Genomic DNA, 1,165 nt, shown 5'->3' with positions numbered 1-1,165 from the left:
CTAGTCACCTGGAACTAAAGTAGGCATCATTGTATATGCCCTTGTCGGACCAGCAGGGATATCGGGGATGGTGGGCAGACAAGCGGATTTGGTTGTATTGAGCGCTGCGGATCGCTCCTTCCTCGAAGGTCAGGTTCGACGGCATAAAGCGCCGCGTTCTCTGTCTGATCGGTGCCGGATGGTTCTGCTTTGTGCAGAGGGACTGCAGAGCAAGGAGGTTGCCGAACGCCTCGGTGTTCACGAGCATACTGTCGGCAAATGGCGGCGTCGGTTCGTGCAGGATGGCATTGAAGGGCTGACCGACGAATTTCGTGCTGGCCGACCCCGCACGGTATCGGATGGGCAGGTGGCTCAGGTGATCGAGCGCACGCTGAATACCACGCCTAAGGATGCCACTCATTGGTCGATCCGGTCGATGGCAGCCGATTCTGGGCTGTCGCACACCACCATTCGCCGAATCTGGGGCGCATTTGGCCTGCAGCCGCATCGATCCGAGACATTCAAGCTGTCGAGCGATCCGCTGTTCGTCGACAAGGTGCAGGACATAGTTGGCCTGTACCTGTCGCCACCGAACCGGGCGGTCGTACTGTGCGTGGATGAAAAGTCGCAGATCCAGGCGCTGGATCGCGAGCAGCCGGTCTTGCCCATGGCGCCCGGCGTACCCGAGCGGCGCACTCATACTTACGTCCGCAACGGTACGACATCACTGTTCGCGGCGCTCGATATCGCCACCGGCGCGGTGATCGGCAAGTGCTACAAACGACACCGGGCAACCGAGTTCCTCGACTTCCTCAAGCGGATCGATGCCGAGATGCCCAAGGGAGCGGACGTGCACATTGTGATGGACAACTATGCCACTCACAAGACGCCGAAGATCAAGGCCTGGCTGGCGCGTCGTCCCCATTGGCATGTCCACTTCACACCGACATCGGCCTCCTGGATCAATCAGGTCGAGCGCTGGTTTGCCGAATTGACGCGCAAGCAGCTGCAGCGCGGCGTCCACCGATCGACGGCGGAACTTGAAGCCGACATCACGGCATTCATTGCGGCTCACAATGAAAATCCCAAGCCATACAAATGGGTGAAGTCAGCCGACGAGATCCTCGCCTCGGTCAAACGATTCTGCCAAAAAACAATGAACCGAACTTTGGATTCAGGTGACTAG

At 58.7% G+C, this 1,165-nt stretch carries 1 protein-coding gene; it reads left to right on the top strand.

Translation table 11 applies throughout. The annotated features are described in order from the left end of the window. Window positions 1-67: 67 nt before the first annotated feature. Complete coding sequence (locus BMY84_RS28920) at window positions 68-1,165, top strand: IS630 family transposase (RefSeq protein WP_093088611.1); 1,098 nt, start codon at window positions 68-70, stop codon at window positions 1,163-1,165.

The sequence above is a fragment of the Sphingobium sp. AP50 genome, assembly GCF_900109095.1.
Classification (GTDB): domain Bacteria; phylum Pseudomonadota; class Alphaproteobacteria; order Sphingomonadales; family Sphingomonadaceae; genus Sphingobium.
The sequence above is the reverse complement of the archived record's forward strand: the minus strand, read 5'-3'. Positions and strand labels throughout refer to the sequence as shown.

Excerpts from the sequence above, each read along its gene's own strand:
- BMY84_RS28920 (WP_093088611.1), top strand. The coding sequence starts at position 68 with ATGGTGGGCAGACAAGCGGATTTGGTTGTATTGAGCGCTGCGGATCGC.